Source organism: Phycisphaeraceae bacterium, from assembly GCA_015709595.1.
In the GTDB taxonomy this organism is placed as follows: Bacteria; Planctomycetota; Phycisphaerae; order Phycisphaerales; family SM1A02; genus CAADGA01.
On record CP054178.1, the window covers coordinates 864,421 to 890,007 of the forward strand.

22 protein-coding genes and 1 pseudogene are annotated in these 25,587 nt (G+C 67.3%); 12 read left to right on the forward strand and 11 right to left on the reverse strand.

The annotated features are described in order from the left end of the window. Positions 1–68: 68 nt before the first annotated feature. The 6 genes and pseudogenes from HRU76_03650 (at position 69) to HRU76_03675 (ending at position 6,703) form a co-directional block, all read left to right on the forward strand. Positions 69–512, forward strand: a complete 444-nt coding sequence (locus tag HRU76_03650) for a hypothetical protein (GenBank protein QOJ16735.1) — start codon at positions 69–71, stop codon at positions 510–512. 34 nt (positions 513–546) lie between these two features. After that, positions 547–1,194 carry a carbonate dehydratase gene (gene can / locus HRU76_03655; protein QOJ16736.1) on the forward strand — a complete coding sequence of 216 codons (648 nt, stop codon included), beginning with the start codon at positions 547–549 and terminating at the stop codon, positions 1,192–1,194. 244 nt (positions 1,195–1,438) lie between these two features. Then, a complete protein-coding gene (locus tag HRU76_03660) occupies positions 1,439–1,759 on the forward strand; it encodes a hypothetical protein (GenBank protein QOJ16737.1) in 321 nt (106 codons plus the stop codon). Positions 1,760–1,985: 226 nt separating this feature from the next. Next, positions 1,986–3,119: a glycosyltransferase family 4 protein gene (locus tag HRU76_03665; protein QOJ16738.1), complete on the forward strand. Its 1,134-nt coding sequence runs from the start codon at positions 1,986–1,988 to the stop codon at positions 3,117–3,119. Positions 3,120–3,357: 238 nt separating this feature from the next. Further along, a pseudogene (locus tag HRU76_03670) lies at positions 3,358–4,568 on the forward strand (IS3 family transposase). A gap of 83 nt (positions 4,569–4,651) precedes the next feature. Then, positions 4,652–6,703: a hypothetical protein gene (locus HRU76_03675; protein ID QOJ16739.1), complete on the forward strand. Its 2,052-nt coding sequence runs from the start codon at positions 4,652–4,654 to the stop codon at positions 6,701–6,703. 14 nt (positions 6,704–6,717) lie between these two features. On the opposite strand, the gene HRU76_03680 is transcribed toward HRU76_03675, so the two are convergent. After that, positions 6,718–8,154 (reverse strand): SpoIID/LytB domain-containing protein, encoded by a 1,437-nt coding sequence (locus HRU76_03680; protein ID QOJ16740.1) that lies wholly within the window; start codon positions 8,152–8,154, stop codon positions 6,718–6,720. Between the two features lie 140 nt (positions 8,155–8,294). Then, positions 8,295–8,726 carry a DUF1801 domain-containing protein gene (locus HRU76_03685; protein QOJ19082.1) on the reverse strand — a complete coding sequence of 144 codons (432 nt, stop codon included), beginning with the start codon at positions 8,724–8,726 and terminating at the stop codon, positions 8,295–8,297. 241 nt (positions 8,727–8,967) lie between these two features. Here HRU76_03685 and HRU76_03690 point away from each other — a divergent pair, with 241 nt between their 5' ends. The 4 genes from HRU76_03690 to HRU76_03705 are packed head-to-tail and all read left to right on the forward strand — an operon-like array spanning position 8,968 to position 11,036. After that, complete coding sequence (locus HRU76_03690) at positions 8,968–9,306, forward strand: helix-turn-helix transcriptional regulator (protein ID QOJ19083.1); 339 nt, start codon at positions 8,968–8,970, stop codon at positions 9,304–9,306. Next, a complete protein-coding gene (locus tag HRU76_03695; GenBank protein ID QOJ19084.1) occupies positions 9,290–9,769 on the forward strand; it encodes an SRPBCC family protein in 480 nt (159 codons plus the stop codon). The genes HRU76_03690 and HRU76_03695 overlap by 17 nt, the downstream gene beginning before the upstream one ends. A gap of 23 nt (positions 9,770–9,792) precedes the next feature. Further along, positions 9,793–10,464: a DUF998 domain-containing protein gene (locus HRU76_03700; GenBank protein QOJ16741.1), complete on the forward strand. Its 672-nt coding sequence runs from the start codon at positions 9,793–9,795 to the stop codon at positions 10,462–10,464. A 44-nt stretch (positions 10,465–10,508) separates the two neighbouring features. Beyond that, a complete protein-coding gene (locus HRU76_03705; GenBank protein ID QOJ16742.1) occupies positions 10,509–11,036 on the forward strand; it encodes a DinB family protein in 528 nt (175 codons plus the stop codon). A gap of 29 nt (positions 11,037–11,065) precedes the next feature. On the opposite strand, the gene HRU76_03710 is transcribed toward HRU76_03705, so the two are convergent. The 9 genes from HRU76_03710 to waaC all read right to left on the reverse strand — a co-directional run bounded on the left by HRU76_03710 (position 11,066) and on the right by waaC (position 21,333). Further along, the gene (locus HRU76_03710; protein ID QOJ16743.1) at positions 11,066–11,848 is read right to left on the reverse strand and encodes a DNA alkylation repair protein; all 783 of its coding nucleotides are present in this window, start codon (positions 11,846–11,848) and stop codon (positions 11,066–11,068) included. A gap of 64 nt (positions 11,849–11,912) precedes the next feature. Beyond that, positions 11,913–12,668 (reverse strand): DUF1905 domain-containing protein, encoded by a 756-nt coding sequence (locus HRU76_03715; protein QOJ16744.1) that lies wholly within the window; start codon positions 12,666–12,668, stop codon positions 11,913–11,915. Positions 12,669–12,698: 30 nt separating this feature from the next. Next, complete coding sequence (locus HRU76_03720; protein ID QOJ16745.1) at positions 12,699–13,964, reverse strand: DUF3179 domain-containing protein; 1,266 nt, start codon at positions 13,962–13,964, stop codon at positions 12,699–12,701. A 40-nt stretch (positions 13,965–14,004) separates the two neighbouring features. Next, the gene (locus HRU76_03725) at positions 14,005–16,095 is read right to left on the reverse strand and encodes a methyltransferase domain-containing protein (protein QOJ16746.1); all 2,091 of its coding nucleotides are present in this window, start codon (positions 16,093–16,095) and stop codon (positions 14,005–14,007) included. A gap of 296 nt (positions 16,096–16,391) precedes the next feature. Then, on the reverse strand, positions 16,392–17,912 hold the full coding sequence (locus HRU76_03730) for a bifunctional heptose 7-phosphate kinase/heptose 1-phosphate adenyltransferase (protein QOJ16747.1): 1,521 nt from the start codon (positions 17,910–17,912) through the stop codon (positions 16,392–16,394). A gap of 47 nt (positions 17,913–17,959) precedes the next feature. Next, complete coding sequence (gene lpxK, locus HRU76_03735; GenBank protein QOJ16748.1) at positions 17,960–19,018, reverse strand: tetraacyldisaccharide 4'-kinase; 1,059 nt, start codon at positions 19,016–19,018, stop codon at positions 17,960–17,962. Between the two features lie 13 nt (positions 19,019–19,031). After that, positions 19,032–19,517: a hypothetical protein gene (locus tag HRU76_03740; protein QOJ16749.1), complete on the reverse strand. Its 486-nt coding sequence runs from the start codon at positions 19,515–19,517 to the stop codon at positions 19,032–19,034. Further along, positions 19,514–20,236, reverse strand: coding sequence for a Maf family protein (locus HRU76_03745; protein QOJ16750.1), 723 nt, complete (start codon positions 20,234–20,236; stop codon positions 19,514–19,516). The genes HRU76_03740 and HRU76_03745 overlap by 4 nt, the downstream gene beginning before the upstream one ends. Then, positions 20,233–21,333 carry a lipopolysaccharide heptosyltransferase I gene (gene waaC, locus HRU76_03750; GenBank protein QOJ16751.1) on the reverse strand — a complete coding sequence of 367 codons (1,101 nt, stop codon included), beginning with the start codon at positions 21,331–21,333 and terminating at the stop codon, positions 20,233–20,235. The genes HRU76_03745 and waaC overlap by 4 nt, the downstream gene beginning before the upstream one ends. A gap of 138 nt (positions 21,334–21,471) precedes the next feature. Here waaC and HRU76_03755 point away from each other — a divergent pair, with 138 nt between their 5' ends. Then, positions 21,472–23,634 carry a DUF1559 domain-containing protein gene (locus HRU76_03755; protein QOJ16752.1) on the forward strand — a complete coding sequence of 721 codons (2,163 nt, stop codon included), beginning with the start codon at positions 21,472–21,474 and terminating at the stop codon, positions 23,632–23,634. A 197-nt stretch (positions 23,635–23,831) separates the two neighbouring features. Beyond that, positions 23,832–25,577 carry a serine/threonine protein kinase gene (locus HRU76_03760; protein QOJ16753.1) on the forward strand — a complete coding sequence of 582 codons (1,746 nt, stop codon included), beginning with the start codon at positions 23,832–23,834 and terminating at the stop codon, positions 25,575–25,577. Positions 25,578–25,587: the final 10 nt, after the last annotated feature.

Sequence of the window (25,587 nt, forward strand, 5' to 3'; positions counted from 1 at the left end):
TGTTCGTGTGGTTCATCTTCGACGTGCGAAAGATGTTCCGGGGGCGCGGGGAGTGAGAGCAGCGAACGATGACCACCGCCATCCACCGATTCGTCGAGTCCGCCCGCGCGGGAACGCATCCGTCGCTGGTCTGCCGGATGCATTCCGGCTGGCTCATCATGGGCGAGAGGCAGGTGAGGCCCGGCTACTGCCTGCTGCTGCCCGACCCGGTGGTCCCTCACCTCAATGCGCTCACGGGCGAAGCACGCGCAACATTCCTGCGCGACATGGCGCTGGCGGGTGATGCGATCCTGGAAGTCACCGGCGCGCTGCGGATCAACTACGAAATGCTCGGCAACCTCGAACCGGCCCTGCACGCCCACATCGTTCCCCGCGACGCCGACGAGCCGGAACACCTGCGCACGAAGCCCATCTGGTCCTACGACTGGGACGCCGCACCGCGTTTCGACCCGGTCCGTGACGACGCCCTGCGCCGGTCGATCGCCTCGGCGGTGGCGTTGCGATTGGGTTGACCCCTGATCGGGTGCAGCGGGGTACGATCCCCCGATGTCGCACACGCTCGCCAACCTGTTCGAGAACAACCGTCGCTGGGCCGCCGCGCGGACCCAGCAGGATCCGGGCTTCTTTGCGCGTCTGGCCGCCCAGCAGGCCCCGCGATACCTGTGGATCGGCTGCGCCGACAGCCGCGTGCCCGCCAACGAGATCGTGGGGCTCGACCCCGGCGAACTCTTCGTCCACCGCAACGTGGCCAACGTGGTGTCGCACACCGATCTCAACTGCCTGGCCGTGCTGCAGTACGCGGTGGAGGTGCTCAAGGTGGAGCACATCATCGTGTGCGGACACTACGGATGCGGCGGCGTGGCGGCGGCGCTCATGCCCAACCAGCTCGGGCTGATCGACAACTGGCTCCGGTTGGTGCGCGACGTGCGCATGCGCCACGTCGATGAACTCGACGCCATCGAGCCCTTCGAGGTCCGCGTCAACCGTCTCTGCGAGCTCAACGTGCGGGCGCAGCTGGCCCGCGTCAGTCAGACCACCATCGTGCAGAACGCCTGGGCGCGTGGTCAATCGCTCGCCATCCACGGCTGGATCTACGACATCCGCGACGGGCTGCTGAAGGATCTGGAACTGCGACGGGTGGGCATCGAGGATGTGCCCGCGCCCTATCGCATGACGACTCCACCCGCGGGTTGAGAACCCTCGTCACGCGCCTCTCCATGTCGCAAGATGCACGCCGCGACCACCTGAACTCGTGAATCGCGAACTTCGAGCGAGCCGCAACCATCAGGACGCGGTTCTTCTGCGAATGCCGATAACTCCTCGCGCTGCATCGAACCGCAAGGTATCCCCGCCCCGCGGCGCCGGATGCATCGCTCGATCAAATCACGACCGATGTCGCCCCGTCGATTGGCCGATTCCTGTGGGACAGGAGAAGGCCATGCTGCGAACCGCCATCAATCGAAGCGCCGCCAACGCCGCGACCGGTGAACGACGTGATGTCGCCCGCGTGCCCTGCTCCAAGGAGATCATCCTCTCCTGGAACCACAATCTGGGGCAGCGCATTCGCTTCCGGCTGGTGGATCAGAGCGAGGATGGGCTGCGCATCGCCGGCACGCTGCCGATCCTGTCAGGACTGACCGGTGTGGCCATCTCCATTCTGCCCGATGGCGTGGACGTGAATCGCGTTTTCTCGGTGAAGTGGGCCAGCGAACACCCCGTGCAGGGCGAGTACCACGCGGGATTGCAGTTCCTCGGGTAGCCCAGGCACATCCGGAAGATCGCGGCAACACGGCCCATCCTCGCCGAATCGTCTCTCGTTCCGCCGGTTCGACGCTTCCGCTGGGCGTGCGTCGTTCGCCGTGAGGTATGCCCGGCGGCGTCCACAATGGGACAGGGCGTTCAATGGCGAGGCGCGGCGTCGCCACGGTATCGAGCACATCCTCGAACCAATCACCGCCAACCGACATCCTTCATAGGATGTCGCGATGACCATCGTCCTCGACGCCCGCTGGATCAACGACGAGATGTCCGGCATCGGCCGATCGACGCTCGGGCTGCTGACCGGGCTGGCGGAGATCGGCCCGGATCAACCCATCATCGCGCTCGGGGGGCGTTCGGACCTGATCGACGAGGCGGTCGGCGGGCTGTCGCGGGCCGCGTGGCTGGAGCACGTCGGCTTCCCCATCTCGCCCACGTCGCTGCGCAGTCAGTGGCGGCTGCCGCGACTGCTGCGCTCGCTGGGCGCGGCGCTCTTCCACTCGCCATACGTGTATGCACCGCTGTGGCGGAGCGGCGGCATGAAGATCGTCATCACGGTTCACGACCTGATTCCTGAGCGCTGCTCCGGAGGGCTGGCGAAATCGCGCAAGGTGCAGTTCGCCCCGCTCTGGCGGACGTGGTGTCGCCTGCAATATCGTCGGGCGGATGCGATCATCACGGTGAGCGACTTCTCGCGACGGGAACTCATCGAGTACGCGGACGTTGCTGCGTCGAGCATCACGCGCATCCACAATGGCGTGGCCCTTCCGCCAGCGGGAGATGACGGCCGACGCTTCCGCGAGCGGTTCGGCGCGCGGGGAGTGATCATTTCTTACATAGGCCGGCATGATCCATATAAGAACCTTGACGCCCTGGTGCGCGCCTTCGGGCGTCTGCGCGAGATGGTGGGCGGCGAGGTGACGCTGGTCATCGCCGGACGGCGTGACCCGCGCTATCCGCAGGCGGAATCCGCGGCTCGGGAGCTGCATCTGAATGGCCAGGTGATCTTCACCGACTACCTCGACGAGGCGACGCGGCAGTCACTGCTCCGCGCCAGCACGGTCTTCGCGTTTCCCTCGCGCTACGAGGGCTTCGGGCTTCCGCCGCTGGAGGCCATGGCGGCGGGCGTGCCGGTGGTGGCCAGCAACGCCGCCTCGCTGCCCGAGGTGCTGGGCGATGCGGCGACGCTGGTGCCCCCCGACGACACCGAGGCCCTGGCCCGCGCCATGGCGACGCTGATTCTTGATGCCGACGCCCGCCGCGCCGCCATCGAGCGCGGCCGCGAGCGAGCGGCTCGTTTCACCTGGCGGCGCTGCGCCCAGGAGTACCTGGCGCTGTATGAGCGCGTGATTGGGGTGTGAACGCACGCCGTCACGCGCCGATTCGTCGTCTGGCAACACGGATGCCCCTTCCTCAACCGCCCAATCGGGTTGAACTCACCCAGTATTGCCGCACGGCATACGCCGCGCGAGGTCACATGTTGGCCATGGCTCAGGGGCATTACTACGATAGCATCCCAAGTGACCTGCCCCCCAAAAACTGATCCAGGTCTTATGAGAGTCCCGATGGGCCACGGGTTGGCCCTGGAGACTCTCGAAGATGAAGCGGACAAGGCATTCGGCGGAACAGATCGTGACGAAGCTGCGTGAGGCGGACGCCATGCTGGCGGCGGGCCGCTCCATCGCCCAGGTCATTCAGCATCTGGGCGTGAGCGAACAGACCTTCAACCGCTGGCGGAACCAGTATGGCGGGATGAAGTCGGAGGAGGCCCGACGTCTGAAGGAACTGGAGATCGAGAACGCGCGGCTGAAGAAGGCCGTGGCCGATCTGACGCTGGACAACCAGATCCTGCAGGAGGCCAACGACTACCTGGGAAAGCATCGAGCCCCTCGGGCAGGAAGTGCGTCGTGACGCACGTGCGGGCGACACTGCAGCCGACCGATCCTCGCGTGAGCGAGCGTCGGGTCTGCCGCGTGCTGAACCAGCCGCGTTCGACGCAGCGGTACGCGGCGATCCCGCGGGACGGCGATGAGTCCCTGGTCCGCCGCATGCACGAGCTGGTGCGGCGTCATCCGCGTCGGGGCTGCCGGATGATCTGGGGGATGCTTCGGCTGGAGGGATGGCGTGTGAACCGCAAGCGGGTGCACCGTCTGTGGAGACAGGAGGGCCTCAAAGTGCCTGGAAAGCAGCACAAGCGGCGTCGGCTGGGCCACAGCGACCACGGGATCCTGCGGCGTCGCCCGGAACGCAAGGATCACGTGTGGGCCATCGACTTCATCCACGACACCGATGAGCGCGGGCGGGCCTTGAAGTGGCTGAGCGTGGTGGATGAGTTCACGCGTGAGTGCCTGGCGCTGGAGGTGAACCGCTCGATGACGGCGGGCGGCGTGGCGGATGTTCTGATTGGCCTGTTCACCACGCGCGGCATTCCGGATCACATCCGCAGCGACAACGGCCCGGAGTTCATCGCGCGGACGATCCGCCGCCTGGCGGACGTGACGGGCGTGGAGAACGTATACATCGCCCCCGGCAGCCCGTGGGAGAACGGCTACGCCGAGAGCTTCCACGGCCGCCTGCGGGATGAGCTGCTCAACGCAGAAGTGTTCACTGATGTGCGTGACGCCAGGGCGCTGGCGTCATCGTGGAAGAACGAGTACAACCATCACCGGCCGCACTCCTCGCTGGGGTACGTTCCCCCGGCGACGTTCGCGGCGACGCTGGCCGGTCCGCCGGTCGGGGCTGCGCCCCGCCCTCCGGCCCGGCCAGCGTCGATCCCCTCAACCCCTATCCTCACCCTCAGACTCTCATAGGGCCTGGTACAGGAAATGGGGGCAGGTCATCGCCTTGAGGTGGGTCGCATCGTTCGTTGTGCCTTGATGCAGGAGGATGACACATGACACCGCGTCCGTCGACATGGAGTTGCGTACTTGGGGGAGTGTTCTGGATCGTGGTGATTTCGAGTCCTGCGCTAGGGCAGACAGTCACCCGGTACGATGGCGGCGACAATCAGGCGGCGCGTCTGCTGAAACGTGCGTCTGAGCTGTACCGAGAGGCAAGTCGCGCGTGGACTGAGGAACAGTATCTGGACAGCACTCCAGAGCGTGTTGATCCTGCCGCGGCTCAACGGGCGATCTCGGCTCTCGAGCCGGTTATGTCGCTTTTTCGGCAGGTGATGCGAGGCGACGCACCCGAGTTTGACACCACGGCGGGAATCGCGGACTCGCGGTTGTCGGCCCATGCTCTGGTCATGCGCGACGTATTTGTTGCGGTTCGGATGGACCTGACATGGCGGTTGCACACGGGCGCGACGGAGGGTGTGGCCAAGGATCTTCAGGCCCTGCTTCGATTCACGACACACCCCGGGAGCGACGGGTCACTCCAAGGGACGCTTGTCGGGCTGTCTCATCTCGGCTCGGCCCTGGAACTGACACGAAGTGGAGCCCTGGGAACCGGGGCACTTGAGCAGGTCGAGTACGATGCACTTCTTGCCACGCTTGATCAGGTGGCGAAATCATCGCTGACGGATCTTGGCGGCGCCCTCGAAATGGAGCGAGATCGCAGCATCGAGTGGATGACCGAAATGAACCTGGATGACGGGAGTCACTCGGAGATGCTGCGCACGATTGCGGAAAAACGCCTTGGACAGGGGGATCCAGAAATTGCCGTCCATCTGGCGGCGATGACTCCCGCGGAGATCGACATCGGCATTCAGCGATATGCAGCCGCCATGTCCAGTCTGGCTGAAGCCAGTCGATTGAGCGACCCCGGTCTGGCGAGTGCTGCGTTTCAGCGTGTCATTGACGACATCGCTGCGGGGGCCTATGGCCCCCTGGCGACTGCGGCCTGCGTGCGCATGAACCTCATGGATGTTGTAGCACGGGTGATGTCGGATATCGACGTCACGCGTGCCGAACTTCAACTCGCCGCGGCAGGCGCGCCCGGTCGTAACTCGCTTCGCAACGCCGCAATCTGGTACCGTAAGGCCATTGCATTGCGCCGGCGAATCCCGACGGAAGTCTGGGAGGTGATCGCAGAATCAGATCAATCGCAGGCGGCGGGAACTGTGAGGGAACGTCAATCCGTCGTGGCTCAGGCAATCAGACCCGTGATCGATCTGCTGCTTGAGGCGGCGGACATCGAGCGTTGTGAGTTCGTCCCGCCGCGTGATCGAGCACGGGACGGTCCGTGGCCGTACGTCGATTGGGCTGACGGGATGCGGGACTGTGCGATGATCCTGCGCGTGGGCGCCGCGGAACAGGCGGCGAGGGGCGATTTCGACCTGCAGTGTCGTTTTCTCGGCGCCGCACTGACCATGATCGCGCATCTGAAGCAGGAGTACCTGCTTGAGGCCAGTCGAGTCGGGGACTCGATTCTCCAGTCCACCGCGCCGCTAGTTGAGGCCGCGTTGAAGGCGGATGATATTGCCGCTGGATCGCGGGCACATCTGCTGCGCGCCATCGAACGCCTGAATGATGTTGATCCGTGTGGATACGAAGGGGCACTTCGAGCATATCGAGGTATGACGACCGGCGCACTGTTGAGGCAGTCGCGTGCGATAGCGCTCATCCCGCGACTCAAGTTCCTGGCGGAAAGCATGGGCCGCCTGCCGTACACGGCCTTCGCCGGCGATCCAGCGCGTCTCGTCGCGGAAGTTGATCGGCTCAGTGAGCGAGAGGTCCGGTCGACACTGGACGATCTCGATCAGCACCTCGAGGCAATGGTGAGTGACGCCCTGAACTTGATGACGACTGAAGGGTACGATGAGTGGGCAAGTCATTTTTGGACGTCGCTTGACGCCATCGTGACTCCGTCGGAGATGCATGAGTGGGCCAGGTTGCTCGGAGAGCCCATCGTCAACGGCAATCGAGCCCGCATCGAAGCCCTGTCGCGGATGCAGACCCTACGCGCGAAAGCGGGCCTGGTTGCGGACACTGGGTCACGATGAACGCGGTGCGGCATTCATGCATACCCCTGCGTGATCTGCGCCCCCGGATAGAACTCGCCCAGCATCGCCGTATGGCTCACGCCGCGCGTCGCCAGTTGCTGGGCGCAGTGCTGGCACATGCCCACGCCGTGCCCGAAGCCCCGGCCGTGGAAGAGGAGCAGTCGGCCGATGGTCTCGACGCTGACAAACGCCGAGCGCATGGCCAGGGGCACGGCGGGCGCGCCGGGGGCGGCGAAGTCCACCGCCTCGCGCAGCCGCCGGGCGGGCAGGTCGATCACCCCCCCACTGCCGCGGTCGCGCACGTGGAAGAGCGTGGGCCGACCGTGCGCGTTGGTCTGCGCGATGGTGATGGCGGCGACTTCGCCGAGTTGACGCATGGCGGCGTCGTTGGCCGCCGCGCCCCAGGCGCGCAGGCGGCGGGAGACATCGTCCGCGGGCCGCTCGATGGTCCAGCGGTACACCGGCGCGCTGATGCAGGCGTTGGGCTGATCGCGGGAGCGCAGGGGCGCGATGTCGTTGATCGGGTTGGGGCCGATCATGTCGATGGCGTTGCCAGCCACCCCGCCGCAGCAACTGCTGTAGTAGCCGGGCACCAGGTCGCCATGCCACGCCAGCACCTGCCCGCGCGTGCGGGCCGCGGCGTCGTTGGCCACGGCCAGCGAGGTCATGCCCACGTACGCCTGTGATTGCTGCGTGTTGGTGACATCGAAGTGCCGCCGCTGGGCGTTCATCTGCGCTTCCATGCAGGCGAAACTGCGGGCGGCGATGGCCTGGCACGCGAACGCCTCGGCATGCCAGTGGCTGTAGAGCTCCTTGGCCAGCACGCCAGGCAGGTACATCTCCAGCGGCAAGTGGTTGACCAGATCAATCCCCGGCGCCCCCGGCGCCTCACCCGTCGCGGGCGAGCCCGTCGCCACCGCCACCAGCGACCCTGTATAACGCGAGGCGCCGATGGAAAGAAACGCACCGTCCGCATCCGGCAGGAACTCGACCGGGGCCAGCCCCCCCGCCACCGGCCCGATGCCGCCCGTATCCGCGATGGCCCACGAGTCAGCATGACGGGCCACGATGATCGGCCCGCGCATGAAGAGCGGCGGGTGCTTCGACCCCAGCTCGCGCACCCGCAACCAGCCGGTGGATGAGTGGACGCTGGTCGTCTCCCCGCCGCGCAGCGACGCCACGCGCACGCGGATGGTCGGCTCGGCGGTGGGGATGGTCAGCCGGGGCGGCGCGGGGGGCGGGTCGTCCCGCCGGATGACGGTCGGCCCGGTCGAGCGCCGTGTATCCGTGGAAGGTGATCGCGCGGGCGAGCAGCCGGTCAGGGCCGCGAAGGAGGCGCACGCCACGGTCGCCGCACTGGCGAGAAAGCGGCGGCGCGTCGCATGGCCGACCGGCGCAAAGGGCGATGCCGATTCGTCAGGGAGCGACTGGGTGGCTGGGCGGTCCCTCATGGCGATCCATGCCTGCGGGGAGGGAGAGGCAACGACGCGGGAAGCCATCATCGTCCACGAGGTCGTGCGTGTCAATCAGGAAATCCGGATTCGGCGGCCCCGCCCCCCGCCACCGGCCCTGGCACCCGGCGGCTTGCGGCTCACCCCTTCAGCCGCACCAGTTTCCCCTTGCGCTTCACGATGTTCTTGTAGTCCCACTGGATGGCGACCGACTTCTCCAGCCAGCGTTTCAGGTCACGCTCCGCGGCGGCGACCTGATCCGCGCTCGTGTACCGCGCCTCGGCGGCCTTGAAGCTGCCTTCCGGCGACAGCCCCGGCTCATCGAACGACTGGCCGCTCCAGAACAGCAACCGAATGCACCCCCTCGGCGGCGGGCTCTTGAGCTTGCTGTAGCCGACGATCGGGTTGCCGTCGATGAACCACACCGGGTGGGCGTGCCAGATCTTGCTTTCCACGCCCGGCACCGGGGCGAGGGCGGCGTCGATGATCCTCGCCAGCGCATCGCAGATGCGCCGGTCGCCGGATGCCCCGCCGGTCTGGGACTTGTTGTAGGCGAGGATGTCGGGGTGAATGGGCATGGGTGATTATGCCCACGTTCTGGCCCTCATGCCAACTCGGCGTCCCCGTCGCTTCCCGGCGACCCGCCTGAACTGAGTCGGCGAGTTGATGCTCCGCACGTGATCGCACGCCCCCGGTGTTCGGACCAGCCATGCCGCTGGCGGAAGAGGTCGATGCGACCAGCCGCCGGCCGATTCTGAATAGTTAGGTATTGACCTAACTGTTTGGGACGGCTATGGTCCGCCCATGGCCGCGATGACCCGCCAGCTCGATCGCACGTTTCACGCCCTGTCCAACGCCACGCGACGCGCCGTCGTGGAGCGATTGCGGCAGAGCCCCGCGACCGTGAGCGAACTCGCGGCTCCGTTCGGCATGTCGCTGCCGTCGTTCATGGACCACCTGCAGGTGCTCGAACAGAGCGGCCTCGTTCGATCCCGGAAACGCGGTCGCGTGCGCACGGTGCGCATCGTTCCGCGCCGCCTGCGGCAGGCGGCTGCGTGGCTCGATCAGCAGCGCGCCATCTGGGAGCAGCGCCTCGACCAGCTGGACGCCTACGTGAAGACCATGGAGAAGCATGATGAATCATCGCCCTGAAATCAACCCCGCGCTCGATCTGGTGCTGGAGCGCTTCGTCGATGTCCGGCCCGAACTGGTCTGGAAGGCCTGGACCGAACCGGAGCACCTGAAGCGCTGGTTCACCCCCAAGCCGTGGACCACGGTCGATTGCCGGATCGACCTGCGCCCGGGCGGCGTGTTCAGCACCACCATGCGCTCTCCTGATGGAAAGGTGATGCCGCCGGGCGTCGGGTGTTTTCTGGAAGTCGTCCGGGAGCGGCGTCTCGTGTGGACGGACGCCCTCGGGCCGGGCTATCGACCGTCGAACACCCCGTTCATGACCGCCATGATCCTCCTCGAACCGGAAGGCGCGGGCACGCGTTACACCGCGATCGCCATGCACTCCGACGAAGCAGCCCGGAAGAGGCACGAGGACATGGGTTTTCACCACGGCTGGAGCGCGGCCCTCGACCAGCTCGTCGCCCTCGCCGGGGAGATGTGATCACCGTGCCGGACACCACGCCAATGCCAGACGCCCTTCCGCCGCGCCGCAATCGTTCGCTCCTGCTCTCGCTCGGTGCTCTTGCCGGCCCGTTCTACCTCGTCGTCGGGCTGGCGCAGGCGCTCACGCGCGAGGGCTTTGACCTGCGCCGTCACGCTCTGAGCGTGCTGAGCAACGGTGAGTTCGGCTGGATTCAGACGCTGAACTTTCTGGTGAGCGGTGGTTTGGTGGTGGCCGGCGCCATCGGATGCCGCGCCGCCATTCGATCCCAGCCCGGCGGAACATGGGGACCGATTCTCCTGTTCTGTTACGGCGTGGGCCTGCTCGGGGCCGGCCTCTTTCCAGCCGATCCTGCGCCAGGATTCCCGCCTGGAACCGAACCCGCCGATCGACTCAGCGCGTGCGGCACGCTCCATTTTGTCTTCGGCGCACTCGGCTTCTACGCACTCATCGCCGCCTGCTTCGTGTTCGCCCGTCGATTCCATCGTCGGAACGACGACGGGCTGTTCTGGGCTTCGATGGTGACAGGCGTCGGGTTCTTTGCGTCCTTCGCCGCCATCGCGTCCGGTTCAACGTCACCGTTGGTGATGATCGGGTTCTACGTCGCGGTGGCGTGGATCTGGATGTGGCACACGGTGACGCTGCTGCATATCGCCAGGAACCCATCCATGCCATCACCGGCATCGTCAGATTGAAGGGGCTACCCTCGATCATCCCCTGCTCATCGCGAGAAGCCATCATGCCCCATCTCATCAATCAGGTGCTCCTCGGCCAGTACGAAGCGGCTCTCTCCATGCTCAGGGACGCCATCGCTTCGTGCCCGCCGGAGCACTGGGACAAGAAGGTGGCCAACGACACGGCTCGCTTCGTCGCCTTTCACACGTTGTACTGCACCGACATCTACCTGAGCCGGAACCAGGCCGCCTTCACGTCGCACGAGTTCGTGCTCGAAGGTCGCGGCCTGCCATACGGGCAGCCGCTGCCCAAGGGCACGCTTCCAAGGGGTCTGCCCCAGCCGCGCGCCGTCGAGTACGTTGACTTCTGCATCGCCAAGGCCCGCGCCGTGCTGGCGCGCGAGAGCGAGCACGATCTGGCCGGTGAGAGCGGCTTCGGCGCGCCCATCTGCCGCGCCGAGATGCACATCTACAACATCCGCCACGTCCAGCACCACACCGGCGCGCTGGCCGCCCACATCCGCCGCCTCGTACCCGAGTTCCCGGAGGACGGCATGGGCTGGATCGACAGCGGAACCGTGCGAGTGGACTGAGATGGGAGTGAGGCGCGGGTGTGCTCCGCTCACCCCTGCCGCTTCACCATCTCCGCCACCCACACCGGCACGTACGGGATCGTGCAGCCCTTGGACATCGGCCAGTCCTTGTACAGCCCGATCTTTTCGCCGATCGCAATGGCCCGCTTGCGGAGTTTGGCATGATGGATGCCGATCGCGCCGAGTGTGTTGTTCATCGCCCACTTGGTCTCGGGCGGGGCGGCGGGCATTTCCTTCTCGATGCGGTCGAGCAGGGCTTCCAGGTCGAGCCCGTTGTCACCGGCATCCGCTCCCTCACGGTCGCGGCTCACTTTGCCTTGATCGCGGCTCGCTTTGCTCTTCGCGCCGGGGTTCGCTGCACCCGCCTTGTTGATCCTCGACGCGGTGAGGTTCCACCCCGCGCGGGCCGCCCAGCCATCCTTCCGGGGGGCCTTCATCCATTTCTGGCGGAGCGCCTCCTTCACGTCGTCGGGCTGCTCCTTGAGGATGTAGGCGCTGAACCAGTCGGCCACCCAGTTGAACCGCGCCTCGCGGACCATCCGGTCCAGGTCCGCGGCCGCAAGTTCCTTCGGCTTCATCAGCAGAATGGCGAGCAACTGGGCATCGAGGTTGCCGGTCTTCCAGAGTTCCAGCGCGAGGGCGTGGTTGGATTTGATCTTCTTGGCCAGGGCGCGGATGTCGCCCGTGGCGCAGCCGAACTGCTTGTCCGGCGGAGCGCCGGGCACGCCGTCCGGCCCGGTCCTGGCGTTGTGGGCGCGGCGTTTCTCATCGCCGAGCGATTCGAGTTTGGCGAGGGTTTGTTGGAGGTTCATGGTGAGATTCTAACGAGATGTCGGCGATCCAATGTCAGCCGATTCTTGCGCCGCACCGTCGCGATTACAACGGCTCCGCCACCGGACAGCTGATCCCCTTCCCATACATCCCCGACCGATCAAAGCAGCACGGTCGCCGCTTGCCCTTGGCGAGCATGTCGCACGCGGCGGTGATGCGGCGGGCGCGGGTCGCCTCCTGCTTGGCGGAGACAATCCACGCGATCCAGTCCCGCCGGGCCACGGGCGTGATGTCCGACCACGTCTCACGCGACTTCTTCGGCGCGGCGGCGAGCGCCCGGCGCAGGTCGGGCGGCGCCTTCGGCTCCGGCTCCCGATCCGGCGGCACCGGCGCGATCTCCAGCGTGACCACGTCGCCGGGCTGAAGAACGGGCGGACCCTCACCCCCGCCCTCTGCCGGTGGGAGAGGGTGTGCGGATGGTAGCCAGATTGTCCCATCCACCTTGAGCCAGTGGCCGCCTTGGCCGTCCGGTTCGAGCGTGGCCTGGAACGGCATGGCGTTGAGGATGCCGCGAACCGTCACCTGACCGCGCGAGGGGAGCTTGACGCTGGCTTCTTTCGGCAGGAGCAGAAACAACCACGCGGGCGGCTTCCGTCGGCGCGAGTCGGGCGCTGGTTGAATCTGTTCGTCAGTGTCTCGCTCGGACCTTGGAAGCAGAAGTGTCGCGGTGAAACAGATCGCCGGCCCCGCGACAGAACCGGCTCGGCCGAGTCCACCGCCGCCGTTGCGGCGCGGCGCGCTCCGTTGTCTGCCGCTCTGGGCGGCTTTCTTTTCACCCTGCTTGCTTCGCGCTCGGGCCATCGGGCGTCTCCTCCAACACCGCTCGTGAGATCATCTTCTCGCTGAAGGCCGCTCCAGCGTCATCTCAGGCCACGCCGCGAACCAGCCGAACCAGAACGCATGGGCGATCAGGCGCGGCCGGCCCTGATCGTCGGTCACCCAGACGGTGGGCGGTTCCTCGTGCTCACCGGGATGGACGCGAAGGGTCAGCATCACGCCATCCAGCATGATGGTCACCGCGCCACCGCCGCCGGTGACGCGATCGCCTGTGAACGAGGGCGTCGCCTCGGCCAGCAGGTCGTCGAGCGCCAGCACGCGGCGTGATGCGGGGTCATCCGTCGGCTGGATTACGATCACGCGGGTCTTGAGCGGCCGTCCGTCCATCGGAAGCGGCGACACGGGAAACTCCGGCTTGAGGGCGTCGGAGCTGAAGTAGTCGCCGTACGTGCGCTGCTTGTACCGCTTCTGCAGCGCGGGATCGGGCAGGTTCGTGAGGACGAGCGTGTCCGGGTACGCCGCGCTCCAGTCGGCCCAGCGGGCGAGTGTGAAGGGAACAGGTCGCAGGGTGAGCGCATCGCGTGCCGCGGGTCCGGTGACGGCCTTCATGCGAAGTTGCGACCAGAGGGATTCGCCGCCGCGGACGCCCCCGTGAGCCGGTTCAGTTCCGGAAGCCGCGGACTCGCCCGGACCGGCGGCAGATGCTGCCAGGGCGGCGTAAAGCAGGGTGTTGGCGTTGTGAAGCAGGCCGCTGGCGCGAAGGAGAAGGATGGGATCTTCAGAGGAAGGGATCACAGGCGGGACGCCTGCGCCGCTGACGTGCGCGTCGGCCGCCAGTCCGCGCCGGTCGAAGACCACGATGCTGTCGCACAGCCCGTTGTACGTGACGGCGATGGGAACGCCGCCCACGGTGTCGTTGACCACCTCGTGCCACGCCAGCATGCGCACGGGGTAGCAGCGGGCCTCGCCGTGAAGAACGATGCCGATGACGCGGTCACCCGGCACAAGGTACTTGGTCCGACGCCCGGCGTTGAGACGGTTGACCTCGGCCACGTCAATCATGGCCGGGTGATCGAGCGGTCGGATGGCCTCGCGGTGCTCGGCGGCGGCGACGATGTCGCGCACCGGGATGATGGCGTCGGTCAGGTCGAAGCCATACGTGGCGGGGTTGACGCCGTCGCCGAGGGGTTTCTCACGGCCGAGCAGCGCTCCGGCGAGACCCCAGATCAGCAGCACGACCACCAGCCCGCCCGCGACCAGCAGCACCCAGCCGCCATCGCGGAGGGACATGGTGCGCGGGGCGTCGAGGGCGGACGTCATGCGACATGATAGGAAGCCGCTCGACGACGCCCGCGCCGACTCACACCGCCGCGGTCGACAGGGCGGGAGCGGCGACGGACGCGGCCGCCGCCTGACGCTTCGACATGGCGATTCGTTCCTGCGCCGCCTCCAGGATCAGTTTCAACAGGTCGGCGTAGCGCAGGCCGGCCAGTTCGGCCATCAGGTTGAGCTTGCCGTCCCAGCACCAGCCGGGGTTGGGGTTCACCTCCAGCAGCTTGGGGACGCCATTGGCGTCGGCGCGGAAGTCGAACCGCGCGTAATCGCGGCACTGCAGCCGCTCGAAGAGCAGCAGCGAGTGATCCACCATCTGCCGCATCGTGTCCTCGTCAAGACGGGCCGGGATGTACTTGATCTGGCTCCAGTAGGGCGAATCCGGGTGCCACTTGCTCTCGTAGCCGAGAATCTTCGGCAGATCGGGGTCAAGCCCGGAGTAGTCCACTTCCATCACCGGGAGAATCCGCATGGACAGCCCCGGATTGCCCACCACGCCCACGGTGTACTCGGTGCCTGAGAGGAACTCCTGCACCAGCACCGCGCGATCGGGCAACTGCTCGCGCAGCGTTCGCAGGTACTGCACCAGTTCGCGAGGCGAGGAGACCACCGAGTTCTTGGTGATGCCGATCGAACTGTCGCCCGTGTTGGGCTTCACCAGCGCGGGGAAGACCGAAGGCAGCGTGGCGCCCTGGTCGTCCGGGTCCACGTAGGTCTCCAGCGGCACGGGAATGTCCAGCGACTCCGCGATGGCCCGCACCAGCGACTTGTTGTAGCACAGCCCCAGGCACATCGGCCCCGCCCCCGAGTACGGAATGTTGAACATCTCCAGCCACGCGGTGATGTGAAGCTCGAGCGAGGGGTTGTTGCGATACCCCTCGTCGCAGAGGTTCAGGACGAACGGCGGCGGATCGGCTCGCAGGTCCGCCAGCAGCGTGGTGTGATTGTTCAGGTAACGGAACTGGTACTCGCCCAGGTCGGCCAGCGCCCGCTTCAGCCGCTCGATGGTGTCGAAGTCCTCGGCGTTGAACTTGCCGCCCACTTTCACCGCGTCGGGCATGGTGGGGTCGCCCATCAGCACCGTGACCCTGGGGAAGAGCGGCCCGCCCTTGGCGGCCGGCACCGGCTTGGCCGGGGCCTCGGCGGTGATGAGCATCCGGTGGGCCATCATGCCCAGATCCTGATTGCGCTCCGACTCCGTCAGCATCGGTCCGTGGTCGCGCACCTGCGTAAAGCCCACGCTCTCCAGCAGCGCGATGATGCGCGCGTGCGAATACAGCCGCTCGGCGTAGAACTGGTCCGCGATCACCCCGCGCTCCGCGTGCACCACCACCTCGCGCGAGATCAGCCGCTCCCCGTCGCTGCTCAGCGACCGCTCGCGGCAGACGAAGTGGTTCTGGTCGATCCATTCCCACGAGCGCTTCTCGAAGTGATCGCGCATCCAGTCGCCGTCGGTCAGGTCCAGCACCAGCATGCCGCCCGACTGGAGGACGCGCTTGATGGAGCGCAGTACGGCGATGTCATCCTCGGCCCGCTCGAAGTAGCCGAACGAGTTGCCCATCACCAGCACGCTGTGAAAGCTGCTTTCGGGCAGGCGGAACTTGCGGGCGTCGCCTTCCTGGAACGTCACGGACAGGTTGAGGTGCTTGGCCCGCTTGCGCGCCAGCCGCACCAGGTATCGCGAGCGGTCCACGCCGACGACGTTACGGAACCCGCGGCGGGCAAGCTCGAGCGAGTGCCGGCCCTGCCCGCAGCAGAGGTCGAGAACGCGGTCATTGGGTTCAATGCCCGCCGCCTTGATGACACGGTCGATCTCGCGCACGGTGTTGGCGTCGTTCTCCACCACGTCGCCGTCCGTCTTGAGATAGAGCGAGGTGAAGAGCGACTTCCACCACTCGGTGGGCAGGTGACGTTCGAGGTCCGAGACGGGGCCGATGGTGCGGGCTACGCCGCGCCCGCCCCGGGCGACCAGCCCTCCCGCGCCGCCGCCGAGCCCGCCCCCCGAATCCGTCGAACCATTCCCGCCTGCGCCGGGCTCGCTCTTGCCGCGGCGGCCCGCGGCGCCGGGCGCGGAGGCGGAGGAAGAGGCGGACTTCACCGTCTGATGCTCAGTGGCCATGATGTCCCTTGTGCCGCCTGCGAGGCGGTCGTGTGGTTTCGTGCCCCGCGCATGACATCAATCCGCCCGTGCCGGGCGGAGACGCGTCGGAGCATGTGGCTGGAATGGGCGCGCTCGTCGTCGGAGACCTTGGCGCGGGCGTGTCGTGGCCGATCGACCCGTGTGTCGACCGACGTGCCGTCGATTCTACATGCTGTCGGCGAAAGTCCAACCCCAATCGACAGAAAGTGAACAGCGTGGCTGTCAGCCGACGGCCGAAGCGTGGCGCGGCCTCCACCTCCGCGCCCTCCCGCGTTTCAATGGTGTCCGGTCTCTCCGGGGCCATACGCCCGCACGAACCGTGCGATCACCTCGGTCGAACTCAACCCGGGTCGGTGGGCGAGCGTGCGGAACTCGATCTCGCCCCGGTCCATCATGGGCTTGAGCAGGTCGTACTCGGCGACATCCTGCGGGCGGTAGTCGCCTCCCTTCACGTAGATGTCAGGACGGATCGTCTCGATCATGCGATGGGCGGTGCGATCATCGAACGTCACGAGGTAGTCGATGCAGTTCAACTCGCCGAGGATGGCCAGTCGCTCCGGCTCGGTGTAGACCGGGCGTCCGTGGCCCTTGAGGGCCTGCACCTGGGCGTCGCTGTTGACGGCCACGACGAGGACGTCGCCCTGCCGCCGGGCTTCTCGAAGGTAGTCGACGTGACCGGCGTGAATCACGTCGAAGCAGCCGTTGGTGAGGACGATCCGCTCCCCCGCCTCGCGGTGGACGGCCAGCTCGACGAGCAGGTCTTCCATCGTCCGCACCTTGCCGTTGTGTCCGCGCAACTGCTGCATCACCGAGCGGTGAACCCGGGAGAATGGGATCGCCTGTGAGCCGAAGGCCTCCACCTCCAGCCCCGCCGCGGCGTTGGCGAAGCGCACCGCGTCAGGCCAGTCGAACCCGTTGGCCAGGCCGCCGGCCAGCGCGGCGAGCACCATGTCGCCCGCGCCGGTCACGTCGTAGACGTTGCGGGCCACGGTGGGAATCGCCAGCGGGGGCCTGCCGGGCAGGGCCAGCATGGCGCCGTGACGATCCAGCGTCAGCACCACCGCGTCCAGCGCCAGCGAGTCGAGCAGCAGTCGCGCCATCAGTTCGTTGTGGGCGTCGGTCGCTTCGAGCGGCGTGTCGAGATGGGTGGCCAGCTCCGCCTCGGACCGGTTGGGCGTGATGACGGTGGCGCCGCGATACTTGGCGTAGTCGTCGATGGCGGCGGGGTCCACCAGCACCGGCTTGCCGCGCTGACGCGCCAGCGTGATGAGCGACTGGCAGAGTTCCAGCGTGCAGACGCCCTTGTTGTAGTCCTCCAGGCAGATGACATCGACCGAGTTGAGCCGCTGACGGACGAAATCGAACAGGCGGGACTCGATGTCGGACGCGAGCGGGTCGCGCGACTCGATATCCACGCGGAACATCTTCTGCGGGTGGCGGTGCTGCGCCAGGCCGATGAGCGACCGCTTGATGGTGGTGGGCCGGGCGGGGTCGGCGAGCAGCCCGGACACGTCGCAGCCGGTGTCGGTCAGGGCCTTGCGCAGCGTGACGGATTCGGCGTCGCCCCCGGTCACCCCCACGCACAGGACTTCACCCTTGAGGGCGCACAGAAAGCGCGCCACGTTGCCCGCGCCGCCCGCGGAGTTCTCGAATCGCGTGGCGTGCAGCACGGGCACGGGCGCATCCGGGCTGAGCCGTTCCGCCGCCCCGTGGATGTGTTGATCGAGCATGAAATCGCCGACCACCATGGCCCGGAAAGGGCGGTAACGGGCGAGATGCGTGAGAAGCGAGGACATGGGTGAGAAGGACGGGAGAACAGGAGCACGGAAGGACCGAAACCGTGCTATGTATCCGCACTGGTTGGCGTGACTGTATGGCGGCGGGCGGCCGCTTGCAGGATGCTCCGCTTGAGATCCGCCTCCCCCGCCACCACGGCGAGCCGCACGACGGGCACGATGATCGGCATGGGCCACGCCCAGGATGTGACCACTTCGCGGAGTTTCACCCAGTCCTTGGGGGAAATCAGCAGCCCCTCCGCCCCCGTCAGCATCGGGCGGATGCGATCGAGCATCGGCCGGTCATAGGACTGATGGTCCGCCACGGGAACATCGCGCAGGATGACCGCGCCGGCCTGCCGTGCCGCCTGGCGCAGCGGGTTGGGGTTGCCTACGCCGAACATGGTGACGAGGCGTCTGCCCCGCAGCCAGTCGAGCGGAACGTCATCGGCCCCTGCGGCGGCATGGACGGTCAGTCCACTCCAACCGTGATTCGTCCACGCCAGGGGCGGGCGGCCATGATGCCTTTCGATCCGTCCGGCGATCACGGGGTCGATGTCCGCAGCCCGCGTGACGATGACCGCATCCGCGCGTCGCAGCGAAGCGAGCGGCTCGCGCAGACGCCCCGCGGGGAGCAGTCGATCGGTGAACGTCGGCTGCGTGGCGTCGATCAGCACGAGGTCGAGGTCGCGGGCGACCTGCCGATGCTGGAAGCCGTCATCGAGGATGACGCAGTCAAAGGTCGTGTTCTCATGGCGAGCGAAGAACTCCCGCAGCGCCCGGGCGCGCCGGGGCTGCGCGAGCACGGGAACGGAGTCGTCGAAGCGGTCGCGGTACTCCTGCTCCTCGTCGCCGGGCCGGCCGGACGGGGCCTTGTAGCCGCGCATGGCGATGACGGGCTTGTGGCCCGATTCGAGCAGTTGCTCGACGATCCACATGACGTGGGGCGTCTTGCCCGTGCCGCCCGCGGTGAGGTTGCCGACGGAGATGACGGGTCGGTCGATCCGGGCGATGCCCACGCTTGTCGGCGCGGCGCGGGCGGCGTCATAACGTCGGTTCCGCCAGGCGATGGCGGCGCGGTACGCCCACGACGCGGGAATCGTGAGCGGCAGCAGCCAGCGGCTCACCGGGCGAACCCCGTCATGACCGCGGCTCCCGGGGTGGTGAGGGCGGAGTCGACTCCGCCGGACCATCCGCCGGCGCGTCCACCGAACCGCCGCCGGACGCCGCAGCCGCGCGGGCGGCGGCGATCTGCCTGGCCGCGTCGATCAGCGCCGCCCGCGTCATGGCTCCGGCGCGGGCCGCGTCGGCCCGGTGGATGCGCAGATTGTTGAGCATGTCGATGAACGCCGCGAAGATCACCAGCAGCAGCAGCGAGATGGCGCCCGCCCAGATGACGGCGTAACGCTGCGGGTCGGCGCGGTGGTCGGCGAAGCCCGCTCCGTACACGAAGAGCGGCGTCGCGATGAGCATCACGATCATCGACGCACGCCGGATGCGCCGCCTTGTCTCGGGCACGTCCGGCGCATCCAGCCGACGCCAGTACCACGCCACCGAGAGCATGACGATCACGCCGCCGAACACGGCGATCGCGGGTGGAACGTGGCTTGCCAGGAAAGGTGTCATGGCGATGCGGCGGCGGGCGAGGCATGCCGCCGATCAAGGATAGGGGCCAGCAGAGGCAGCAGTCGCCGCATGGGCAGCCCCATGACCGTGGCCGGGTCGCCTCGGCACTCGATGGGCCACCCGGCCTCCAGGCGCTCGCTGAGGTTGTAGCCGCCCGCCTTGCCGCGCCAGTCGCCTGATTGCACGTAGCGCTCGATGGCTGCATCGGGCACGTCGCCCACATGCACTTCGGCGACATCCACGAAAAGCAATCGCCAGTGGGGTGGATGCCTGTGGGGCAGGCGTCCCGCCTGCCGACTCTCGGGTGTCGGCGACCCGGGCGGCTCCGCCACCGGCAGCAGACAGACGCCCGTCATGGTGCGGTGCGTGCGGCCTCGCATCAACCTGAGCATCTCGCGGGCGTGGGCTTCGTCGCGCGGCTGGCCGAGGATGCGGCCATCGACCACGCAGACGGTGTCGGCGGCGAGGATCGTGCCGGCAGCGGCCCCGCCGCGCAGCAATCCGTCGCGCGCCGCGCGGGCCTTGAGCGAGGCCAGCGCCATCACCCAGTGCTCGGGCTTGAGCGTCGCGGAAGCGGGCGGCGAAAGTTCAGCATCATCCACACCGGGGTGGATCACGATGGGGCTGAAGCCGGCATCCTCGAGCATCTTCCGCCGCCGGGGCGAGGCGCTGGCGAGGTACAGCGGCGGGGTCATTGAAGGGGCGCCGGGCGTCGTCACGATTCCACTCGTTCCACTGCGACCAGTGTGCGGGGCCTCCGCACCGCCTCCACCCGATCGAGCACCTGCCCGACCGCGATCCGCCGCATGACGCCATCACCCAGCCCCTTGTCGCGGAAGTTGATGGACTGGCGCTCGGCGGGGCTCAGCGCGTTCACCACCCCATGCTCCCAGCCGTACGGACCGACGAACTCGGGGTCGGTCGGCCCGAACAGTCCGACGCTGGGCCGGTCGAAGCCGACCGCCATGTGCAGCGGCGCTGAGTCGTGGGCGATGACCAGCGACGAATCGCGGATCACGGCCAGCGTCTGCGCCAGGGACGTGCGCCCGACGAGGTCGATCACGCCCTCCCCCGCCGCCTCCGACAGCGCGGCGACGGCGTCGAAGAACGGCGCCGCCTGTTCACGCTCGTCCGGCGCGCCGATGATCGCGAATCGCTCGAAACCCCGCTGGCGCAGCGCGGGAACGAGCGCGGCCCAGCGGTCGGCGGGCCAGCGCTTGGTCACCCAGCGGCTGGTCGGCGCGAGAACCACGTACGGTTTCTCATCCAGTCCGAGCACAGCGCGATCGTCCGGCCACGTTGCCTCCACATCGCGCGGCACATACAGCCGCAGATCATGCAGGATGGGCTTCACCTGCTCGCGCTCCAGCAGTTCGAGCATCTGATCCACGATGTGCCGCTTTGTCGGCCCCTCGTGGCGTCGGTTGTAGAAGAGCCACGCCCCCTCGCGGGCGCTGCGCCAGCCGACGCGGCGCGGGGCGCGCGTGGCCCCGGTGATCAGCCCGCTGCGAGTCAGCCCCTGCAGGTCGAAGACCAGGTCATAGCGTCGGGCCCGCACCGCGCTGAACCACCGCCGTGCTTCCAATGCCACGTTGGGCGACTTCCACCACCGGGCGAAGCGCTTGCGCGGGAAGGGGATGATCTCGTTCACCGCCGGGTGGCCTCGCACGGCGTCCACGAAGGCGTCGCGCACCACCCAGTCGATCACCGCCTGCGGGTACGCCGCCCGCAGAGACGCCAGCGCCGGCACGGTGCGGCAGACATCTCCCAGCGCACTCGGGCGGACAATCAGGATGCGCTGGGAAGGCGGGGACATGGAGGGAGTGCGTCGCCGGGTGCTGAATGCTGAATGGGACCGAGCGTCTCGATGCCTCGTTCCTTCGTGATGCCTTGGTCCCTCCGCCTTCTATCATAGAGAAGCCACATCACATTCGTGTCCCGAGGAGAACTGGACATGCGCACCCTGACATTGTCGGCTTCCACGCTGCTTGCTTCCGCGTCACTGGCCACCATGGCGATCACCGACGTCGCCCGCGGCGCGGCGGATGACGCCCTCGTCATTCAGAGCGGCGGGCTGGATCGCCTGCTGGTCGATGAGCGGGACGCCGCTCTCAAGCAGGCGCTGCGCATGCTGGGCGACCGGCTGGCGCATCTACCCATCGAGGCCGATCAGCCGGACATGCCCGGCCACCTGTTCAAGCTGGCGTGCGACCTGCTGATGGGTCCGATGTCAGCCCGCATCGGGCTGGACCCCAACGCCGACCCGGAGATGGGTCCCCCCTTCACCGCGCGGCTGACCTTCCACGCCCCCAACCCGGACGTGGCCCGCGAACGCGCCAAGACGCTCGCCGAGACAGTGGCCGGCGGCATGGGCGCGGAACTCCAGCCCCACCCCGATCAGCCCGACACGCAGCTGCTGGACCTGGGTGGACCGGCCTTGACGTTCGGGATGAAGCGGACCCCTGGCGGGGCGGCGACGGTCATCGCTTTCAACGATGCCGGCGGGCCGGAGCAGCCCATCGGCGATCTCGGGCTCCCCGCCGGCGTCGAGCCCGCCTGGGCCATGAAACTCGACATGGGCGCCGCCATGCCCTTCATCGAGATGATGCTGGAGCAGGCCGGACCGGAAGGTGAGATGATCCGGGGTCAGCTGGCCATGATGGGCATGACGCCCGAGGCGCCGATGCGCCTCACCCTCGCCGCCGGACACGGGCCCGAGGTCACGCACATGGTCATGCGCTATGCCAACTTCGCGGCGTCGCCCGTGAACAAGGCCATGATCTCGCGCACGCCGTTGAGCGCCAGACACCTGGGCATGATCCCCCCCGACGCCACTTACGCCCAGATCAGCCAGATGCGCATCGCCGGGCTGGTCGAGTACCTGGACTCCATGATCCGCACCGCGCAGGAAGAGGCCGGCGCGGACGTGCAGGACCCGCTTGACATGCTGCGACAGGAAACCGGCATCGACCTTCGCGGCGGGTTCATCAACCACCTCGGGGAAACGATCGGGCTGTACATGTCCGACACCACCGGCGGGGGCGGGTTCATCTCCGGCGTGGCGTTCATCGAGGTGAAGGACGAGGCGGCGGTGCGCGGCACGCTGGACCAGATCGCCGCCTTCGCCAACGAGATGGCCGCCGAGCACGCCAAGGGGTACGTGCGGCTGCGTCGGCGCATGGTGAATGGTCATGAGATGATGACGCTGAACTTCCCCGGCCTTCCCGTCCCGATGGAAGTGTCGATGTCGGTGTCGAACGGCTTCCTGTGGGTCGGCGCCAGTCCACAGGCCATGCTGGCGGGTCTGGACTACGCGCGCTCCAACGGACGCGGCCTGCTGGCGCATCCGCGCTTCCGCGTGAATGAGGCGATGCTGGCGAAGGCGACAACCATCACGTTCCTCGACACGCCGCGCATGCTGACGGGCGGATACACCTTCGCGTCCATGGCGGCGTCCGCCCTGTCCAATGCGGTACAGGTGCCGGGCGACGTGGAGCGGGATCCGGGCATCATCCTGCCCCCGCTTCCAGTGCTGGCGAAGAACGCGCAGCCGATGATCTCATTGGGGTGGATGGAAGGCGACGACATGGTCAGTCACGCTACGTCTGATCGGTCGATGTTGGTCAACCTGTGCGGGGTGGCCGGCACGATCGGGCCGATGTACGGCGGCCTGCTCCTGCCCGCGTTCGGCGCCGGTCTGCTGATGCCGGCGATGGAGAAGGCGCGCCAATCCGCCAAGGCCACGCAGACGATGGCCAACCTGCGACAGATCGGCATCGCGATTCACACCCACGCCGCCGAGCACAACGACCGCGTGCCGGCCTCGCTCGACGCCATCGTCGATCGCGGCTACCTGGAAGCGAAGCCGTCCTCGCCCTTCGGCCCCGTGTTCGACGAGGTCGGCGACTACTGGTTGAACAGCAAACCCCGTCGGCTGAGTCAGGTCGCGAACCCCGCTCGCACCATTGCGGCATATGACCGGGCCATGTACATGGCCACCTTCCGAGCAGCGGTGCTGTTCTTCGACGGTCACGTGGAGGTGCTGGAAAACTACCAACTCTCCGAACTGATGGAGGAGGAGCAGCACGAAGGGGTGGATTTCCAGCTCCCCTGGTAGACCGGCCGGACTTCCGATAAGCACGGCAGGCAACCTTGGCGCGGGTTGCTGCGAAGAAGTCTCAAGGTGTCTTCCGTTCCGGGCGGGGCTTGGTGTACATTGGGGGAGAGGGGGCTTCGGGGCACGATGGGTTGACAGCGGGCGGCTTCGCCCGGATGCTCTTCCCACACGCGCCGGCGGGTTGTGCATGAGCGGCCATGAGTGACGTTCGAACAACATCCTCAACGGGCGGCGTCGGGGCCTCGGCCGCGCTCACCGACTCGGGCAGCGGATCTTCCGGCCCGACCGGCGACGTCGCGGGTTCCCGGGCTGGCTCGGGCGCCGGGGCCGATGCGCGAGGCAAGTCCACCAGTTTCGAGACGGTGATGGGCCGGTTCTTCGTGGACCGGGGCTTCCTGACCGTGGAGGAGCTTGACGCCTGCCGCGCCATGCAGGCCCAGTCGACCGAGTCCGGCGCGCCGCGCGCCCTGGCGGACATTCTCGTCGAGAACGAGTACGTCACGCGCAAGCAGTTGGAGCGGGTGCGGAACGACCTGGAGGCCGAGAAGAGCACGCAGCAGATCCCCGGCTACAAGATCATGCGCAAGCTGGGCTCGGGCGCCATGGCGACGGTGTTTCTCGGCAAGCAGCTGTCGCTGGACCGACTGGTGGCCATCAAGGTGCTGCCATCGAAGTTCTCAAGCAACGAGAAGTTCATCCAGCGCTTCTACAAGGAAGGCAAGGCGGCGGCGCAGCTGAATCACCGCAACATCGTGGGCGCGTTCGACGTGGGACAGGCGGGCGAACACCACTATTTCGTCATGGAGTACGTGGACGGCGACACGGTGTACGACCGCATCCTCAAGCACAAGCGCATCCCCGAGAAGACCGCCATTGAGATCGTGCGGCAGGTGGCCGAGGCGCTCGACCACGCGCACGGCAAGGGCTTCATCCACCGGGACATCAAGCCCAAGAACATCATGCTGTCCAAGGACGGCACGGCCAAGCTGGCCGACCTGGGTCTGGCCCGCGCGGTGAGCGACAAGGAAGCCGCCGAGGCCGAGGCGGGACGGGCCTACGGCACGCCCTACTACATCTCCCCCGAGCAGATCCGGGGCGAGGTGAACATCGGCCCCCAGGCCGACATCTACGGCCTTGGCGCGACGTTCTATCACATGGTCACGGGCAAGGTGCCCTTTGAGGGCAAGAACCCCTCGGCGGTGATGCACAAGCACCTCAAGTCGCCGCTGGTGCCCCCTGACCACGTGTACACGAAGCTCTCGGCCCCCACGGCGCAGGTCATCGAGATGATGATGGCCAAGAGCCGCAAGGACCGGTACCAGTCGGTCAAGGATCTGATCGTCGATCTGGACCATCTGGCCCGCGGCGAGCCGCTGCATTTCGCAAGGGATTACACCGAGCTCAAGTCGATCGCGGAGTCAATCGAAGAAGTCGTCCCCTCCGAGCCGGTGCAGCCGATGCGCCCCGCCAGCGGGACTGAGTCACCCATGGGGAGCCCGGCGTTTCTGGCGGCGGCGGGCGTGGCGGCGATCAGCATCATCGTCAATCTCATCCTGATCATGACGCTGATGAGCCGCCCCGCCACGGGCTCATCGGTCGGCGCGGGCACGCCCCTCGTCTCACCCGGAGCCCCGGTCGCCACCTCGTCGTCCATCTTCGGGTCATGGGAGTCCACCCAGCTCTCCGGGGCGCGCATGGCCAGTGTGAGCCGCGTCATCTTCGTGTTCGGGAAGGACTCGCGTGGACATTACATCGTGGTGGACCGAAACGGCGACGCCAAGCCGGTGCCGATCGACTACAGCGCGTCGGGCAACCGACTGACCATCCATGTGGACGGCTACCCGCCGTTCAACTACACCTACTCGATGCGAGGCGACACCGTCATCATGGAGCGTGATGACGACATGGGGCGCATCAGCATGGTTCTTCAGCGGGTCAACTGATCCGCATCCC

What these genes read in the sequence shown, in the direction of transcription:
- HRU76_03650 (QOJ16735.1), top strand. Translation starts at nt 69, where the DNA reads ATGACCACCGCCATCCACCGATTCGTCGAGTCCGCCCGCGCGGGAACG.
- can (QOJ16736.1), top strand. Translation starts at nt 547, where the DNA reads ATGTCGCACACGCTCGCCAACCTGTTCGAGAACAACCGTCGCTGGGCC.
- HRU76_03660 (QOJ16737.1), top strand. Translation starts at nt 1,439, where the DNA reads ATGCTGCGAACCGCCATCAATCGAAGCGCCGCCAACGCCGCGACCGGT.
- HRU76_03665 (QOJ16738.1), top strand. Translation starts at nt 1,986, where the DNA reads ATGACCATCGTCCTCGACGCCCGCTGGATCAACGACGAGATGTCCGGC.
- HRU76_03675 (QOJ16739.1), top strand. Translation starts at nt 4,652, where the DNA reads ATGACACCGCGTCCGTCGACATGGAGTTGCGTACTTGGGGGAGTGTTC.
- HRU76_03680 (QOJ16740.1), bottom strand. Translation starts at nt 8,154, where the DNA reads ATGAGGGACCGCCCAGCCACCCAGTCGCTCCCTGACGAATCGGCATCG.
- HRU76_03690 (QOJ19083.1), top strand. Translation starts at nt 8,968, where the DNA reads ATGACCCGCCAGCTCGATCGCACGTTTCACGCCCTGTCCAACGCCACG.
- HRU76_03695 (QOJ19084.1), top strand. Translation starts at nt 9,290, where the DNA reads ATGAATCATCGCCCTGAAATCAACCCCGCGCTCGATCTGGTGCTGGAG.
- HRU76_03700 (QOJ16741.1), top strand. Translation starts at nt 9,793, where the DNA reads ATGCCAGACGCCCTTCCGCCGCGCCGCAATCGTTCGCTCCTGCTCTCG.
- HRU76_03705 (QOJ16742.1), top strand. Translation starts at nt 10,509, where the DNA reads ATGCCCCATCTCATCAATCAGGTGCTCCTCGGCCAGTACGAAGCGGCT.
- HRU76_03710 (QOJ16743.1), bottom strand. Translation starts at nt 11,848, where the DNA reads ATGAACCTCCAACAAACCCTCGCCAAACTCGAATCGCTCGGCGATGAG.
- HRU76_03715 (QOJ16744.1), bottom strand. Translation starts at nt 12,668, where the DNA reads ATGGCCCGAGCGCGAAGCAAGCAGGGTGAAAAGAAAGCCGCCCAGAGC.
- HRU76_03720 (QOJ16745.1), bottom strand. Translation starts at nt 13,964, where the DNA reads ATGACGTCCGCCCTCGACGCCCCGCGCACCATGTCCCTCCGCGATGGC.
- HRU76_03725 (QOJ16746.1), bottom strand. Translation starts at nt 16,095, where the DNA reads ATGGCCACTGAGCATCAGACGGTGAAGTCCGCCTCTTCCTCCGCCTCC.
- HRU76_03730 (QOJ16747.1), bottom strand. Translation starts at nt 17,912, where the DNA reads ATGTCCTCGCTTCTCACGCATCTCGCCCGTTACCGCCCTTTCCGGGCC.
- HRU76_03740 (QOJ16749.1), bottom strand. Translation starts at nt 19,517, where the DNA reads ATGACACCTTTCCTGGCAAGCCACGTTCCACCCGCGATCGCCGTGTTC.
- waaC (QOJ16751.1), bottom strand. Translation starts at nt 21,333, where the DNA reads ATGTCCCCGCCTTCCCAGCGCATCCTGATTGTCCGCCCGAGTGCGCTG.
- HRU76_03755 (QOJ16752.1), top strand. Translation starts at nt 21,472, where the DNA reads ATGCGCACCCTGACATTGTCGGCTTCCACGCTGCTTGCTTCCGCGTCA.
- HRU76_03760 (QOJ16753.1), top strand. Translation starts at nt 23,832, where the DNA reads ATGAGTGACGTTCGAACAACATCCTCAACGGGCGGCGTCGGGGCCTCG.